The organism is Ammoniphilus oxalaticus (assembly GCF_003609605.1).
Lineage (GTDB): Bacteria > Bacillota > Bacilli > Aneurinibacillales > RAOX-1 > Ammoniphilus > Ammoniphilus oxalaticus.
Window position 1 is genome coordinate 144,017 of the sequence record NZ_MCHY01000008.1, and the last position, 15,850, is coordinate 159,866.

Here is a 15,850-nt window from a genome sequence, read left to right on the forward strand (position 1 = left end):
GTGGGAGTGATCAGGATGGATATTATTGAATTATTAAAAAAAGCAAAGCAAAAGGGAGCGTCTGATTTACATATGACGACTGGAGCTGCCCCCGTTTTTCGGTTGCATGGACAACTCGTTCCAGCGTCGACGACAATCTGTGAAGGAAATGACACGACACGCGCCGCTCAACAATTATTGACAGATGAACAGACGCGCCAATTAGAAGCGAACGGAGAAATTGACTTTTCTTTCGGTTTGCCAGGGATTTCTCGTTTTCGTGTCAACATTTATAAGCAACGCGGCAGTTTAAGTTTAGCGATTCGAACGATTCCACATGAAATACCGGATATGGACAGACTTGGTTTGCCCTCTTTAGTTCGTCAGATTTGTGAACGACAACAAGGGCTGTTTTTAGTTACGGGGCCAACGGGCAGCGGAAAATCAACCACTTTAGCGGCGATGGTGGACCATATTAATCGAACCTACGCTAAACATATCATCACGTTGGAAGATCCAATTGAGTATCTGCATCGACACAAAACAGGCCTTGTGGATCAACGAGAGGTCGGGAGTGATACAGCTTCATTTGCTAGCGGTCTACGCTCTGCATTGCGTCAAGATCCTGATGTTATTCTCGTAGGTGAAATGCGCGACTTGGAAACGATCAGCACGGCAATCAGCGCTGCGGAAACAGGTCACTTAGTGTTGGCGACACTTCATACTACGAACGCGCCGCAGACGATCGATCGAATCATTGATGCCTTTCCGACAGGTCAACAACAGCAAGTCCGTTTACAATTATCGAGTAATTTACTTGGCGTGTTGGCTCAACGGTTGATTCCGCTACTTGATGGAAGTGGTAGAACCGCAGCTTTTGAGGTGATGGTCAATTCAACCGCGATTGCAAATTTGATCAGGCAAGAAAAAGCGCACCAGATTAAATCGATGATGGAGACGGGCTCACAACTTGGAATGGTGACGATGGAACAATCGCTTACGCGACTCGTTAATCAAGGAATGATTAACTCGGCAGCCGCTTATGAAATTTGTCCAAGTTTGCTCGGACGATTTGATTAATTGGGTTAATGAGGGAAGGAGGAGCGCCGTATGCTAGAGTTTACGTATTCGGGCTACAATGCTCAACAAAAGAGAATACAAGGGAAGATCGAAGCCCGCGATAAACGGGAAGCATTTCGGAACTTAAAGCAACAGGGTATGCTAATCACACACTTGAATGAACGGAAGCAAACGATCTTGACGAAAGACATTGAGATTTTAACGCCAGGTGTCAAGCAAAGAGACTTTGTCGTGTTTTGCCGTCAATTTGCTACGTTGCTGCGAGCAGGGGTCGGGATTGCCGAAGCGTTACAAATTCTCGTTCAGCAGACGGACAGTAAAGTGTTGAAAAAGGCGCTTGAAATCGTGCTGGAGGATGTGCGGTCTGGCTCATCATTGTCAGTGGCTTGCCAGCAGCAGCGTAAAGTGTTTCCTGTCATCTTTGTCAGCATGGCTCGCGCAGGCGAAACGAGCGGGAGCTTAGATGACATGCTGGACAAACTAGCTGGCTATTTTGAAAAGGAGCACAATGTAAAAGGAAAGATAAAGTCGGCGCTGTTTTATCCGATTGCTGTCGGGATCTTGTCTGTGCTCGTCAGCTTTTTCCTAATGTGGAAAGTGGTGCCCCAGTTTGTTTCTGTATTTCAAAATGTGGGACTCGAGTTGCCTTGGATCACGCGTTTTGTGCTTGGGGTTAGTGAATGGGTCGGCTTGTATTGGTTCCTATTGCTCGGTTTGCCTGTCCTCATTTGGGCTGTTTTGTTCCTCTATGGAAAAAACGAAAAAGGGCGCTATCAAATTGACTGGGTTAAACTGAAGCTGCCGATCGTCGGCTCTTTGCTGATAAAATCTTCACTGGCTCGGTTTAGTCGCACATTCTCGACACTTTACCAAGCGGCGGTGCCTGTTGTGCCGACACTCGCAATTCTCGTCGACATCGTCGGCAATCAAGTCATTTCCCAATCATTGAACCGAGCCCGAGATAACTTGCGCGAGGGACAACCACTGGCCCAACCTTTTAGGGAAAATTCAATCTTCCCGCCAATGGTCTCGCAAATGATTGCGATCGGTGAACAAACGGGGAATCTAGATGAAGTGATGGGGAAAGTAGCGGATTATTACGAGGAAGAAGTGGACCAAATGGCGGAGCGGATGAGGTCGTTGATCGAACCGATCATGTTAGTTGTTGTTTCGTTCATCGTTGGAATTATAGTGCTTGCTGTGTTGTTGCCGATGTTCGCATTATATGAAGGAATGACGTGATTAACAGAGAGACGTCCTCTGTTAACAAGATTGTAACAGGTTCTAGCATTTTCTTCTTGTCGAGAATGGGCTAATTTTATATAATGGAGACACAGGAAATGAGTGGTAATTATAAATGGGTCGTGATGATTTTCATTCTGTAGATGGGCGCTTAGAATGAAGGAAACGAGTAGCGCAACCGAACCCGCCTCTATGTTGCGAGGGCGGATTTTTTTTGTTTTTAAAACCTACTAATGGGAGGGAAAGAAACATGAGGGAAGCGTTGAAAAGATTTTGGAACAATCAAAAAGGGGTCACCTTGATCGAGTTACTCGCGGTTGTTGTGATTTTAGGGATTATTGCGGCAATTGCAGCACCGAGTGTTATGACGAACTTTGATAGTGCCAAAACGAATTCGGATGCTCAGACGGAAGCAATAATTAAAGATGCGGTGCAAAGGTTTGCTTTGGATAATCCGATACCAGAGGATGGCACCATTAAAATAAAGGTTCATTTAGTAGATGGTGGTTATTTACAGGACGTGCCGAAGCAGTCGTCTAATAATCAATATTTTACAGAAGTAAAAATAACTGTTAATGCAAATGGTAAAATAGTATTTAATGGATTTAAAACAGCCAATGAAAAGCCTACGACATAATAAGAATAATAATTCGAAATACCCCCCCTTCAAGGAGGGGCTTTGTTTACGGAGTATAGCGGTTGATTTGTGAAAAATGGGGGTGACTGACTATGTGGATGGCGTTGAAAAGATTTTGGAACAATCAAAAAGGGGTAACCTTGATCGAGTTACTCGCTGTAGTTGTCATTTTGGGTATCATCGCCGCAATTGCGGCACCAAGTGTGATGACTAACTTTAATAGTGCAAAAGTTAATAGTGATGCCCAAACCCAGGCAATTATTGAGGATGCTGCAAAGCGAATGGTGCTGGATCTTACAAGTCACACGAGGACAGAGGGGATTAATCAGCCTGAAACCTCTCGGCTGGGATATGTAAAGTTTGACAAAGAATCAATAGAATTAACGGATTATTTGGATGTAAAATCTAATGATGCACAAATTCCAACTGCTGAAGATTCAAATAAATTCTTTAGATTAAAGATAGTTCAAGGAAAAGTAACTGTTACTATAGGTGAGTCTACACCAATCGATTAAACTAAATAATTTAGAAGACAATCCCCATAGGGCTTGTCTTCTTTTCTTTTTTCGTACATGATTAAGCTAACACCCATTAGAAGGAGGCCTCTATGAACACTCTTATCTTCATTTTCATCACACTTCTATCCCTTTTCCTCGCATCGTTCCTCAACGTTGTCGCTATCCGTATTCCAAAAGGGGAATCGATCGTGTTTCCCGCTTCACATTGTGTCCATTGTGAACATCGCTTGGGTCCACTAGACTTGATCCCTGTTATTAGTTTCTTTCTATTAAAGGGAAGATGTCGCTATTGTCAGGCGAAGGTTTCCTATATTTACCCTGTGGGGGAGATGTTCACCGCTAGCGTGCTCGTTTATACTAGTTACAAGGTAGGCTGGGGATTGGAGTTGCTGATTGCTTTGCCGTTAATGGCATTCCTCGCTTCGATTACAATCAGTGATTTATTGTATAAAATTATTCCGAATAAAGTGAACTTATTTTTCTTCATTTATTTCATGATGGTTCGCCTATTCTACTATCCGCAACCGCCGCTTACGTATTTGATCGGTATGTTGGTCGGCGGCGGGTTGTTGTTATTGATTGCGATTGTTAGCCGCGGCGGGATGGGCGGCGGTGATATCAAACTAATGGCTGTCGTTGGGATGGCGCTTGGCTGGCAGCCGGTGATTGTCTCTTTTTTGTTGGCGTCCTTGTTCGGCGGATTAATCGGTGTCATCCTGTTGCTGGCGAAAGTAGTTAAACGAAAACAAGCGATTCCATTTGGCCCTTTTTTAGCGGCTGGTATTTTCGTTACATATTTTTGGGGGAATGAGATCATTTTAGCTTATCTGAACTGGATCCTTCGTTCCTAAAAAGGGAGCTAGCGTGATGTTAAACTGGGGAATTTGGAAAAATAAAAGAACGGTAGGTTTGGAAATAAAGGATACGATCATCAAATTGGTAGAACTGGAGCGAACAGGGGAAGACGTCCAAATTAAGAAGTTTTATAGTGAGCCGATCCCTGCGGGGGTGGTCACGGCGGGACAGATCGTTGATCAGGACCATTTCTTTGAGATCCTTTTTTTGATGAAAGAGAAGACAGGACTGAAAAACCAGTCAATTCATTTGGCGATCGATTGCCAACAAGTATTGCTGCGTCCTTTACAGATAAGTAACGCGCCAAAAAAAGAATTAAGAAAAGCGATTGAGCTAGAAATTGAGAACCAAATTCAACCGCCTTTTGATGAATATGTTTTTGACTTTTCAATTTTAAATGATGTGGAAACAGGCGACGGGGAGGAACGTCTGGAATTGATGCTCGTGATCGCCCCAAAAGCCTACATAACCTCTTATGTCGATCTGTTGCGAGAACTTGATCTGAATCCGAAAAGTGTGGACTTGGGCCCACTGTCCGTCGTTAGAGCGTTGCGGGCCAATGAAGCTTGGGCATTGGACCGTACGTTTATGATTATTAATGTAGGGGATAAAAGCACGGAGGTGAGCATCGTCCATGATCGCGTTTTGAAGATGGTCAGATCGTTTGCGTTGGATGTGCATGCGTTCCTTTATGATTCAGATCATAGTACTACGGATGCGCGCGACTTTGTAGAGATTCAAGAGCAGCGTTCGATGATTCAATCATTTGCCAATGAGATGGGTGGAGAGTTGGAGCGGATTATCAACTTTTATTTATACACGTTAAATAATCGTGATCAGCAAATTGCTCAAGTTATTTTGGTAGGGGAAATTACGAACTTGCATGAACTAGCGGATTATTTGTCCATTCGTTTGAACTTGCAAGTGCTGGTTGAGGGGATTCGGGAGCAATATATCGCCCCTTCGTTGCGTGACCAGTTTGGCCCGCAATCCCCTTCTTTTGTCGTTCCATTTGGACTGGCGCTGAAGGATGTGAACTAAGTTGGAAATCAATTTAATTCCGAAAGAACCATTCGTTGTTAAACACTTTAAACAGCTGCTGTTGCTTATTTGTTTTATCTTGCTTCTTATGTCTATTTCGATTACGCAATATATTTTGCAGCAGGAGAAGATTTTGGCCCACGCTGAGGAAAGGGTCATTGCGCTTAAAAAAGAGAAAAGTCTATTGGAACAAGACATTGCCTATAACCGTGGAGTGCTAGAGCGGGAAGAAGAATTGAAGGAGTATCGTAAATATAAAGCCTTAATAGAAGGAATTGAAGCGAACCGCGGTCCGAGTTGGGCATTTGTGTTAGAGGAGGTTTCAACGGCGTTGCCGGACCATGCGGTTTTGTTGGAGCTAGAAGGGGAAGGGAATCGCGTGTTAGGAACGGCCGCTGTTTATAATTTGACGGATGCCGCCTATTTTCTTGATCAAATTGAAAACCTAGACACGATTGAGAGCTCGTATATGCGGATTATTCAAGAATCAGAAGTGTATGAGGACTATCACGTGGACCCGCGGCAAGCGAAAATCGTCGAGTTCACTTTGTATACGAAAGGGGCGCGGGGCGATGATTAAACGTGAATTATCCCGTCTCAATCCTTTCAAGGGCAGCTCGTTTGAGAAGCGTTCTTATCTCACATTGGGATTGATTTTTGTTGCTGGACTCGTTTTCATTTTGGGCGCCTTTTTATTGCTTTATGAATTTAAGATTAAACAAGTGGCCGCGATGGAAGCGCAGGCGCATGAGTTGAAACAATTTATAAGCGAACATGAGCAAGAAAAAGAACGCCTAACGATGCCTGTCCCGCCCAATGAGGCAGAGGCGTTGAGTTATGCTCGCAAAGTTCCGACGGCTAGAGAATTGCCCCGCATTTTAGCGGATCTGGAGCAAATCGCAAATGTGACGGGGATTAACATCGAAAGCGCGGAAGTGAATGAAGTGAAGCCGACCCATGAGGATCTTGTGACTACGTTTCTGAAAGAACTAGGCGAATTGGCGAAAGATATGAAAGAAGATGGAGAGGGAGCAGCAGAGCAAGAAGGTGACGCTGCGCCGCCTCGTCAACGAGAACGGATCTTCATTACGGAACCTGAACGTTTTTTAGAGGGAATTATCGGACAAGCTGAAGGCGGTAATGATAAGACAGATGACGAATCAGATGGTGTAACGAAGATTGCCCCCGAATTAGAGGAGTATATTCCTTTCGGGATGATTAGATTTGAAGTAGAGGCGACAGGAACCTATCATAGCCTGATGAATTTTCTAGGTTTACTGCGAACTAACGATCGTTTAACACATGTTGAAAAATGGGAATATCAGTATTTAGATACGCGCCGTGATGCGGTTGGTTCAAAACCGGTGATTCAATTGAGTTTTAAAGTCTTCTATTATAAGCAGCCAGTTGAATTTATTCCAGAGCTACCGCCGCTTGAGCTGGAAACGGGTGGGAAGAGCTCGATTATCGTTGTTCCTAAATCATGGATTGAGACTCCGCAGACGACAACGGATGAGGATGAATATGAAGGCGCAAATCCAGAAGGAACGGCAGAGGCAAAAGAGGCGGCGATGCGTGAAGCAATAAAAGTGCTGTCTGAGCAGATTCCAGTCGATCCGATTACAAAAGATTGAATGGGCTGTTCGGATAAATCAATTGTTCTATTAATCTCTCACTTTTCATAGATATGGATTAAGAACCTCTATCAAAAGGAGAGATTATAGATGGACAACAATCGAGCTCGAATCACAATTAAGTTAGGACAAGCTGACGAACCTACGAAAATTGATGAGGTACCAGAGACGGAAGAAACGGCGCCAAAGGTGATTGAAACTGCAACCGAGACCGAGGAGGTCGTTTTCAAGAAGCCCGCTAAAAAAGAGCGGCGCCCGAAAAAGAAAATCGATAAAAAAACGGTTGCTCCTGTTTTGGAGGAGACAGAACCAAAAGAAGAAAAAGGGTTCTTAGCGTCAATGAAAGAAGTGGCGCGTGGCAAGGAGCGTTCCGATGAGGAGCAACCGGATCCTGATCTATGGTATGGACCAAAGTATGTCGCGACAACGGGTGAGACAAGCAAACAACTCCTGTCCACGCCCCGCGATTCCAAAGGGATCTTAGGCGTTATGGCTTCAGTAACAGGAGCGGTCGCGGTTGGTCTGTTGTTCGGCTATGTGGTTCTTTCCTTTTTCCAATCAGGAATGATTCAAGATGGGAACGATTTGGCCGCGCTCCCTTCATCTGGAGAAGAACAAGCGGCGACAAACGAAGAAAAACAAACGAATGAGCAGGAAGCAGATGAAAAATCATCCGAAGAACCGTCGATTACAGTGACCGGAGCGAGCGAAACAGTTTCAATTGAAGTGCCGCCGACAACGTATTATGTTGTGCAAGGCGGTGTGTTTAAAGATCAAGCAAGCGCGGCTCCCTACGTGGCAGAGATGAAAAGCAAAGGTTGGCCAAGCAAGTTTTTGGGTGATCAACCGACCCATTTGTTATTCGGGATCGCTTTGCAACGGGAGCAAGCGGCCGCGCTTGCCGCTCAATTTAAAGATACGGATGTATTTGTAAAAGAGATGACTGGAGAAGCAAAGGCGCTCACCGTCCCCCTGAAACAGGGGGCAGCAAGTTCGCCCGAAGAGTGGACACGTTGGTTTGAGCAAGAACAAGCCTTTGTGGGAGCGGTCGGCAGCTCGATTAACGCGGCGCTTTCGGCGGGACAACTAAGCGCCGAGCAAATGAAGTCGATTACAGAGACGCACCGCAACGCGCTCCAATCAGGCAGAGAATTGATTAGCAAACTTCCTGAATCAGAGCAAGCGGTCGGCAACCGCTTATTAGAAGATTTTACAAAGGGAGTTAAAGCCCTCGAGCAATACGAGAAACAACCAGCCGTTGGTCATCTTTGGCAGGCGGAACAAGCTTTACTTGACGCCTTCATGAGTAAACAACAGCTGCTTGCTTCGTTTCAATAAAGAAGCGATGAACGAAAGAGCTAACCCTACGTGACGAGGGTCAGCTCTTTTTCAAGCTGAAAGCTAAAGAATTTAGGCCTTTCAGCTTGAAACAAAATTTGTTGACAAGAGGTTCGTTTGCTACACTGAAATTATGATAGGAATTAGAAGGTTGAACCCACGCTAAAAATAGGTAATGGACTGATAGAAGAACAAAGGAATGGGAATAGAAAGGGGCTCGCGTGATCGTATGCAACAGCAAATTATTTTAGCTTCAGCATCCCCGCGGCGTCAGGAGATGTTACAAAATTTAGGACTCGAATTTACGATCCATCCCAGTGGAGCAGATGAAACGGTAGTCGGTAGGGTAGAGCCATCGGATCTTGTGGAGATGTTGGCTGTTCGCAAAGCCGCTGATGTGGCAAGTTCTTATCAGTCGGGAATCGTGATTGGATCAGACACGGTTGTTGCTCACAAAGGACAAGCTTTAGGAAAGCCAGTGGACGATCAAGAGGCGTTTCAAATGTTGTCGAGTCTACAAGGTCAAACCCATTCTGTGTTTAGCGGGCTCGCTGTGATCAATGCGAAAAACGGGGTATGCCAGCAAGGCTGGGTGGAAACGAAGGTGCATATGCGCCCCGTTTCAGAAGAAGAGATTCGCGACTACATTTTGACCGGAGAACCGCGGGATAAGGCGGGCGCTTATGCGATCCAAGGGTTCGGTTCACTTTTTGTAAATGGAATTGAAGGGGACTATTTTTCAGTCGTTGGGATGCCGATTCGTTTATTGGCGCAATACTTGGAGCAGTTTGGAGTCAATGTTTTAAAACAGGTTCATCAGAGACATACTCGTAAACATCGGGAATAAATAGATGTAAGGGGTTATACAAAATGAAAACGAACAGCTTAGTGAATGTCCCGACCAGTGAATTGCCGAGAGAAAGAATGATTCAGTATGGTTTAGACGCCTTATCGAACGCGGAGTTGATTGCGATCTTGCTTCGCACGGGGACAGCGGGAGAATCAGTGTTAAGTCTGGCGCAGCGTGTATTAGGGCAGGTGGGAGGAATTCGTCAGTTTCTTGATGTATCTCTTGAAGAGCTTACTGCAATCAAAGGGATCGGCGTCGCTAAAGCTGTTCAACTATTGGCTGGAATTGAGCTGGGCAGGCGAATTGCTAATTCGACTCCCGAGCAACGATGGACGATTCGTTCCCCAGAAGATGTCGCAAAATTGATGATGGAAGAGTTAAGACATTTGAAAAGGGAAAAATTCGTTTGTTTGTTCCTCAATACAAAAAACCAAGTGTTGGCCCAACACACGGTTTCGATTGGTAGTTTAAATTCATCTGTTGTGCATCCGCGCGAGGTGTTTAAAGAAGCGATTCGGAGAAGTAGCGCAGCGATTATTTGTTTGCATAACCATCCGAGCGGAGATCCGACGCCAAGTCAGGAAGATATTGAAGTGACGAAACGTTTAATTAACGCCGGACAGATTATTGGAATTGCAGTGCTTGATCATGTGATTATAGGCGATGGTCGTTTTTACAGTTTAAAAGAAAATGGATGTATTTGAATTCGACCGGAAAACTATTTATAATAAAATGTTGATGAGACGGTTACAGATGTTGAGATGACGGAAGGAGATTTATGCGATGTTTGGTGGTTTCTCTCGGGATATGGGTATTGACCTCGGTACGGCAAATACACTTGTTTATGTAAAAGGAAAAGGAATTTTGGTGCGTGAACCTTCAGTCGTGGCAATTCGAACGGATACAGGTTCGATTGAAGCGGTTGGAAATGACGCGAAAAATATGATTGGTAGAACACCAGGAAACATCGTCGCAGTGCGGCCGATGAAGGACGGGGTCATCGCCGATTTTGAAACGACAGCAACAATGATACGGTATTTTATTCGGCAAGCGCAAAAGAATCAAGGGATTCTTTCTAGAAGGCCAAATGTGATGGTCTGTGTGCCTTCCGGAATTACAGCGGTTGAAAAAAGAGCGGTAGAGGATGCGACAAAACAAGCGGGCGCGCGAGAAGCTTACACGATTGAGGAACCGTTTGCGGCTGCGATTGGAGCGGATCTGCCGGTTTGGGAACCGACAGGTAGTATGATCGTCGACATCGGCGGCGGAACGACTGAAGTGGCGATTATTTCTTTAGGAGGAATCGTGACCAGTCGATCAGTTCGTCTTGCAGGCGATGAAATGGATGAAGCTGTGATTCAATACATAAAGAAGCGTTATAACTTAATGATCGGGGAAAGAACGTCCGAGACGCTTAAGATGGAAATTGGTTCAGCGATGCCTTCCGAACAAAATGAAAAGATGGACATCCGCGGCAGAGATCTTATTTCCGGCCTTCCGAAAACGATTGAGGTTACTTCTCATGAGATTACTGAAGCGTTGCTAGAAACGGTCAACAGCATTATTGACGCTGTGAAAGTGACATTAGAGAAAAGCCCGCCTGAATTGGCGGCGGATATTATGGACCGTGGAATTGTGCTAACAGGTGGCGGGGCATTGCTTCGTAACTTGGATAAACTTTTAAGTGAGGAGACAGGCATGCCTGTTCTTGTTGCCGAAAACGCGTTAGATTGCGTTGGAATTGGGACAGGTCGGGCTCTAGAAAATCTTCATCTGTTTAAATCTAAATCAGGGATCACGGCACGTTCTAAAAGGGGAAGATAGAAAAGCGGGTGTTATCGGGTGTCGAATTTCTTTTTCAAGCGACGATTGCTTGCCTTATTATTAAGTCTGATTGTTTTGGTTACGATGATGGGAATCACGGTGAAGGATCGCCCCTTTCCTACTTGGCCAGAACGAGTTATCAGAGATTCTTTTGCTTTTGTAGAGGGGTTAGTCTATAAGCCCGCAACAGCAGTGGCGGCCTTTTTTGAGAGTTTTCAAGAGATATACCACGTATACGAGGAAAATAAAGCATTAAAACAGAATTTGCAACAACTTACACAACTCACGGCCCAATTAAATGAGGTAAAATTAGAAAATAAACAATATGCGAAGTTGCTCGAAGCGAAAGAATCAAAACTATCTGATTATCAATTGAAAATAGCCGAGGTCGTGGCGAGAAGCCCTGATCGATGGAACCACATGTTGATTATAGATACAGGAAGTAAAGACGGGATTAAACCCAATATGGCGGTCGTTACACCGGGAGGATACATTGGGCGGATCCAAAGCGTTTCGAAGTATTCAGCGCAAGTTGAACTTGTCACTGATATTGAACATGGAAACCACATTGGAGCGGTCGTGCAAGCGGATGAATCGGTGTACGGCGTCGTAGAAGGGTATGACTCCAAGAACAACTTGTTAATTATGAGAAAAATACCGTTGCAAGCGAAAGTCGCGCCAAAGCAACTTGTTATTACGTCTGGACTTGGCGGCACGATCCCGCGCGGATTAATCCTAGGCGAAGTGATTTCCGTAAAAACAAATGACCTGTTTTTAACAAAGGATGTCTTTATTAAACCGAGCGCGAACTTAAATCAGTTAGAAAAGGTATTTGTCGTTGAACGTTCGTTTCTTCCGCCACCCGAAATTCCGACCCCTGAACGCCAGCCAGACAATTCGACGTCCGCTGACGAGGGAGAAGACGCATCGTGAGGTGGGGCATTTTGATCGGCCTCTTGGTTTTGTCTTTTATTTTGGAAGGAACGATTGTGCAAGTATTTAGTATGAATGCCTGGGAAGGCTCATTTTATATCCTGCCTCGTTTTGCGCTGGTGTTGCTCGTCTTTATTTCGCTTTTTGTCGGGAGAAGAAAAGCGTTTTTGCTCGGCGTCTTGATAGGTCTATTGTTCGATATCAACTATACGGGGGTTATTGGGGTTTACGCCTTTTCGTTGGCCCTCATTCCCTATCTTTCAGCGCTAGCTTACCAATATTTTCAGCTTAATATATTTTTAATTATTTTGACTGTTTTTTTGAGCGTGTATGTTCAAGAGAGCATTACTTTCTTTTTATACGATTTATTCGGATTAGCGCGCGGACATTATGATCTGTTAACCCACTTGCCTACAGCGGCATTTAATGCGTTGGTCGCGCTTATTTTGTACCAACCGATCACGCGTTTTTTAGAAAAAATCAGTGATGGCAGGCAGGATGAGGAGAGGATTTAGTAATATAGAGGGCTAAAGCAGGAAAATAAATCCCCCGCGGCGAATGAAATGAATGTGGGGGGATCGCTGCATGACAATGATAAAGAATATTGTAACCATCAAGGGGAAGAAAGACGGACTCGTGTTTCAATTGGATGACGTCTGTTCGTTAGATGAACTCTATGCTCAATTAAAAGAAAAAGTGGAGCATAGTCATCAACAAATCCTTTCGGGCCCCCCTGTGGAGATTACAATTGAGCTCGGTAATCGCTATTTAAATGTGGAACAGGAAAAAGAACTTCGCGACATCATCGGCTTAAGGCCTAACTTAGTTGTGAGGACACTTGAATCCGATGTAATTACGAAGGAACAAGCTTTACTAGATAAATTGGCGTCCATTATGCGGGTTGAAATTGGCACGGTTCGTTCAGGACAGGAATTGAGGTCCGAGGGGGATTTGCTGTTGCTTGGCGATATCAATCCGGGAGGTTGCGTTTATTGCGCGGGAAGCTTGTTTGTGATGGGCGCTCTGCGTGGAATGGCTCATGCGGGGTGTAATGGAGATGAGCAAGCAATCATTGCCGCTTCGCAATTGCGTCCGACACAATTGCGAATCGCTGACATTATTAGTCGACCTCCTGATGAGTGGATGGATGGCAACTATGAGATGGAATTTGCTTATTTAGAAGAAGGGCAGATGTCGATCGATAAATTAAATCAGTTGCATCGATTACGATCTGATTACTTTCGTGATAAAGGGGCTCTAGGTAACATGGGGGGAATTTAAATGGGAGAAGCGATCGTAGTTTCATCTGGAAAGGGCGGGGTCGGTAAAACGACCAGCTCAGTTAACATTGGAACAGCTTTAGCGTTAAGTGGAAAAAGAGTCTGCTTAGTCGATGGGGATATTGGACTGCGAAATCTAGATGTGATGATGGGCCTAGAGAACCGAATTATTTACGATTTAGTCGATGCCGTTGAGGGCGAGTGCAGACTGCAACAAGCGTTGATCAAAGACAAACGATTCGATCATCTTTTTTTATTGCCCGCCAAACAAACGAAAGATAAAAACGCGATTACACCTGAACAAATGGAAGCGCTCATTATGGAATTGAAACAAGATTTTGACTATATTATTATTGATTGTCCGGCGGGGATTGAGCAGGGATTTAAAAACGCGGTAATCGGAGCGGATCATGCGATTGTGGTGACTGTGCCTGAACCAACAGCGGTTCGGGACGCCGATCGGGTGATTGGTTTGTTGGAAAAGGAGAAGACAAGTCCTCCAAAATTAATCATTAATCGGATTCGTTATGGAGCAATGAAACAAGGCGATATGTTGGATGTCGATGATGTTATTCAGCAATTGGGAATTGAAATCCTAGGCATTGTGCCCGATGACCCTGGTGTCATTAAAGCTTCTAAAGAAGGGGAAGCGATCGTGATGAACCATGAATCTAGAGCCGGATTAGCTTATCGTAATATCGGCAGAAGGATTCTTGGCGATCAGGTTGCGTTGCTTCGATTAGAGGAGCCGAATCAGGGTGGTTTTTTTAGAAAAGTGAAAAGTTTATTTGGAATCAAGTAGCGGGATCTAGTGATAGGTCTCGCTATTTTATTTTTCAGAAAAAGTTTGTAACATAGGGCGTGATCCTCATTTTCCCTGTTCTAACTTGTCTTGCTTGTACATAAATTGTAGGCAAGGACAAGACTAGGGGAGGGCGGGTAACATGAGCTTGGAATCAATCAGGCGACGACGGGAAGCGAGATTGCGTCGTTTGCGTGAAGAAATGAAACAGGAAACTTCTGCTTATGGAGAAGTTGATCCGAATACGGCAGTAAACTCTGAACAAAGCGCCATCACCCGATCAACAAATGATGAATGGGACTTTTGGAGTGATGAGTACACGTGGGATGATGAGGATGAACATGGATCCGAAAAACCTCAATCTACCCATCTGCTCAAAACGATGATTTCCGTGTTTATTGTAAGTGTTTGCTATATTATCTACCATACGGATTCCCCTGTTTCAAATCAGGGCAAACAATTTATTGGTGAGGTGATGACTCGTGAATTTAACTTTCAAGGGGTTGTTGCGGAAGTAGAAAATAGATTCGGCATCAACCCAACGATACTCCCTACGATTCGACCGCAGTCGTTTTCAACACAAGCCGTCTGGACCCCGACGGCAAAACAAGCGGAACTGTTAACTCCGCTTAAAGGGGAAGTGACGTCAACGTTTGCGATCGATCGGACCGCGATTCAAATCGTAGCTGAAGACGAAACCGTGAAGGCGGTTGACGAAGGGGTTGTTTTGTTTGCGGGTCAAGAGGAAGAAGGAATCAATACAATTACGATTCTTCATAAAAGCGGAACAAAGACGACCTATACAGGATTGAATGAAATTCGCGTCTCAGCCGAGGACTGGGTACAACCGGGCCAACCAATCGCGGACATGAAGCCGGGTTCTACCTTGCATTTTAGCATGCAAACAAAAGACGAATATATCGATCCAATGAGTGTGATTACGTTTGAGTAGATTTCAGATTGCAGGCATTCGCTTAAAAATTCACCCTTTCTTTTGGTTGATTGCGATCGCTGCCGCTGCGACGGGGCAATTTATGGCCTTGATCACCTTATTTGCGATCGTGATTATGCATGAACTCGGTCACGTTTTCGCTGCGTTAGCCGTTGGTTGGCGTGTAACAAGCATTGAATTGCTTCCGTTTGGCGGTGTGGCAAAAGTAGATGAAGGGGGTTCAACGAAAGCAGCGGATGAAGTGATTGTTGCTTTGGCTGGTCCGTTTGTCAATGTCGTCATGATCGTGATTGGATATGGATTTTGGCGCTTTGGAATTTGGGGAGATGCGTGGAGTGAATTTTTTCTGACGGGCAATGCGCTGATCGCTGGGTTTAATCTTTTGCCGATCTGGCCGTTGGATGGGGGAAAAGTGTTGCAAGCGATGCTGAGCAAATTTATTTCCTTTTACTATGCCGCTCAATATTCACTTTATTGGTCTAGCTCCTGTTTAGTTGTCTTAATCGCGGTTTCTTTTTTATTTTCCTTTCAGTGGAATTTGATTATTATTTGCGTCTATCTTCTTTTTGAAAATAGGATGGCTTGGAAACAAGGTCAATATCAATTTATCCGATTTTTATTGATGAAGCGAGATTTGCAAAAAAAGGATACGCTTCCGATTGTCACGCGGACGATAACGCCAGACACTTCCCTTAGCGGGGCCGTAAAATTATTGAAAAAAGAAGCTTTTCATCGCTTTTATGTGAACGATTTACGCTCCAACCGAATTGCGGTATTGTGTGAAGATCGCATCCTCTCGTTCTTTTTTGAGAAGAATCCGAATAAAACTATTTCAGAAATCATTACAGTTGGGTAAACTAAAGGTAAAGTGAAGGTAAAAGAGGG

Annotated in this window: 18 protein-coding genes and 1 riboswitch; all 18 genes read left to right on the forward strand. The window is 44.6% G+C overall.

Annotated features, from left to right (window positions below):
• Positions 1-15 precede the first annotated feature (15 nt).
• The 18 genes from BEP19_RS06885 to BEP19_RS06970 all read left to right on the forward strand — a co-directional run bounded on the left by BEP19_RS06885 (position 16) and on the right by BEP19_RS06970 (position 15,821).
• Positions 16-1,059, forward strand: coding sequence for a type IV pilus twitching motility protein PilT (locus tag BEP19_RS06885; RefSeq protein ID WP_120189116.1), 1,044 nt, complete (start codon positions 16-18; stop codon positions 1,057-1,059).
• A gap of 30 nt (positions 1,060-1,089) precedes the next feature.
• The gene (locus BEP19_RS06890) at positions 1,090-2,301 is read left to right on the forward strand and encodes a type II secretion system F family protein (RefSeq protein WP_120189117.1); all 1,212 of its coding nucleotides are present in this window, start codon (positions 1,090-1,092) and stop codon (positions 2,299-2,301) included.
• A 110-nt stretch (positions 2,302-2,411) separates the two neighbouring features.
• A riboswitch (cyclic di-GMP riboswitch) is annotated at positions 2,412-2,494 on the forward strand.
• A gap of 57 nt (positions 2,495-2,551) precedes the next feature.
• Positions 2,552-2,938 (forward strand): prepilin-type N-terminal cleavage/methylation domain-containing protein, encoded by a 387-nt coding sequence (locus tag BEP19_RS06895; protein ID WP_120189118.1) that lies wholly within the window; start codon positions 2,552-2,554, stop codon positions 2,936-2,938.
• A 92-nt stretch (positions 2,939-3,030) separates the two neighbouring features.
• Positions 3,031-3,453 carry a type II secretion system protein gene (locus BEP19_RS06900; protein WP_245983411.1) on the forward strand — a complete coding sequence of 141 codons (423 nt, stop codon included), beginning with the start codon at positions 3,031-3,033 and terminating at the stop codon, positions 3,451-3,453.
• A gap of 92 nt (positions 3,454-3,545) precedes the next feature.
• Positions 3,546-4,307 carry a prepilin peptidase gene (locus BEP19_RS06905; protein WP_120189119.1) on the forward strand — a complete coding sequence of 254 codons (762 nt, stop codon included), beginning with the start codon at positions 3,546-3,548 and terminating at the stop codon, positions 4,305-4,307.
• Positions 4,308-4,323: 16 nt separating this feature from the next.
• Positions 4,324-5,352, forward strand: a complete 1,029-nt coding sequence (gene pilM / locus BEP19_RS06910) for a type IV pilus biogenesis protein PilM (protein ID WP_120189120.1) — start codon at positions 4,324-4,326, stop codon at positions 5,350-5,352.
• A 1-nt stretch (position 5,353) separates the two neighbouring features.
• The gene (locus BEP19_RS06915) at positions 5,354-5,932 is read left to right on the forward strand and encodes a hypothetical protein (protein WP_120189121.1); all 579 of its coding nucleotides are present in this window, start codon (positions 5,354-5,356) and stop codon (positions 5,930-5,932) included.
• Positions 5,925-6,986, forward strand: coding sequence for a hypothetical protein (locus BEP19_RS06920; RefSeq protein ID WP_120189122.1), 1,062 nt, complete (start codon positions 5,925-5,927; stop codon positions 6,984-6,986). The genes BEP19_RS06915 and BEP19_RS06920 overlap by 8 nt, the downstream gene beginning before the upstream one ends.
• A 90-nt stretch (positions 6,987-7,076) precedes the next feature.
• Positions 7,077-8,324, forward strand: a complete 1,248-nt coding sequence (locus BEP19_RS06925; RefSeq protein WP_120189123.1) for a hypothetical protein — start codon at positions 7,077-7,079, stop codon at positions 8,322-8,324.
• A 199-nt stretch (positions 8,325-8,523) separates the two neighbouring features.
• Positions 8,524-9,171: a Maf family protein gene (locus BEP19_RS06930; RefSeq protein WP_245983412.1), complete on the forward strand. Its 648-nt coding sequence runs from the start codon at positions 8,524-8,526 to the stop codon at positions 9,169-9,171.
• A 23-nt stretch (positions 9,172-9,194) separates the two neighbouring features.
• A complete protein-coding gene (gene radC / locus BEP19_RS06935; protein WP_120189125.1) occupies positions 9,195-9,878 on the forward strand; it encodes a RadC family protein in 684 nt (227 codons plus the stop codon).
• A 79-nt stretch (positions 9,879-9,957) separates the two neighbouring features.
• Positions 9,958-10,998, forward strand: coding sequence for a rod shape-determining protein (locus tag BEP19_RS06940; protein ID WP_120189126.1), 1,041 nt, complete (start codon positions 9,958-9,960; stop codon positions 10,996-10,998).
• 18 nt (positions 10,999-11,016) lie between these two features.
• On the forward strand, positions 11,017-11,931 hold the full coding sequence (mreC, locus tag BEP19_RS06945; RefSeq protein WP_120189127.1) for a rod shape-determining protein MreC: 915 nt from the start codon (positions 11,017-11,019) through the stop codon (positions 11,929-11,931).
• A complete protein-coding gene (gene mreD, locus BEP19_RS06950; RefSeq protein ID WP_170145295.1) occupies positions 11,928-12,446 on the forward strand; it encodes a rod shape-determining protein MreD in 519 nt (172 codons plus the stop codon). Before mreC ends, mreD begins: the two co-directional genes overlap by 4 nt.
• Before the next feature lie 70 nt (positions 12,447-12,516).
• A complete protein-coding gene (minC, locus tag BEP19_RS06955; RefSeq protein WP_120189129.1) occupies positions 12,517-13,212 on the forward strand; it encodes a septum site-determining protein MinC in 696 nt (231 codons plus the stop codon).
• On the forward strand, positions 13,213-14,013 hold the full coding sequence (gene minD, locus BEP19_RS06960; RefSeq protein WP_120189130.1) for a septum site-determining protein MinD: 801 nt from the start codon (positions 13,213-13,215) through the stop codon (positions 14,011-14,013).
• A 142-nt stretch (positions 14,014-14,155) separates the two neighbouring features.
• Entirely contained in the window at positions 14,156-14,965 is an 810-nt protein-coding gene (locus BEP19_RS06965; protein ID WP_120189131.1) for a M23 family metallopeptidase, read from the forward strand.
• Positions 14,958-15,821 (forward strand): M50 family metallopeptidase, encoded by an 864-nt coding sequence (locus BEP19_RS06970; protein WP_120189132.1) that lies wholly within the window; start codon positions 14,958-14,960, stop codon positions 15,819-15,821. Before BEP19_RS06965 ends, BEP19_RS06970 begins: the two co-directional genes overlap by 8 nt.
• Positions 15,822-15,850: the final 29 nt, after the last annotated feature.